Here is a 696-nt window from a genome sequence, read left to right on the forward strand (position 1 = left end):
TGCCTCTTCCAGACCGCCTTTGCCAACCTCGGCGCAGCAGGTCGCGTAAAATTTAATTTTAGGCTCGGTGCCGCTTGGACGGGCGCTTACCACAGTGCCGTCCGTCAGGAAGAACTGCAATACGTCGCTTGGCGGAAGATTGTCCGCGCCGTTTTTAATATCGCGGACTTTCGCAATATTTATGCCGCCGAGAGTCTTTGGCGGGTTTTTGCGGTATTCTTCCATTATACCGTTCATAATCGAAGGGCCTTCCGGTCCTTTGAAGTACTTTGAAATTCCCAATTCCTGCCAATAACCGCAAATATGATAAAGGTCGTTAAGGCGGTCAAGAAGGCTTTTCCCCTTGCCGCGCCAGTAGAGGGTCATTTCCGCGGTTAACGCCGCCGCAGAAACTCCGTCCTTGTCGCGGACTTCCGTCTCTACGTTGTAGCCGTAGCTTTCTTCAGTGCCAAAGACATAGGTTTTAGCCCCAAGCTCGCCGTGTTCCCACTTACGCATGACATCGGCAATCCATTTAAAGCCCGTAAGGCACTCCTGACATTCGCCGCCGTAATACTCGGCGACTTTTTTTTGCATTCCGGTCGTAACAATGGAGTTGACCATCGCGGCGTTTTTGGGAAGTTTTCCCAATTCTTTAAGGGATAGGAAAATATAATCGGCAAGCAGGACGCCCATTTGGTTGCCCGTAACCAGCGT

1 protein-coding gene is annotated in these 696 nt (G+C 51.1%); it reads right to left on the bottom strand.

Annotated elements, in window-relative coordinates; all coding sequences use genetic code 11:
• Nucleotides 1-696 (bottom strand): phosphohexomutase domain-containing protein (locus tag ACYVRA_RS07915; protein WP_461252192.1); only part of this gene is annotated, 696 nt, incomplete at both ends.

Source organism: Treponema sp. R8-4-B8, assembly GCF_054786175.1.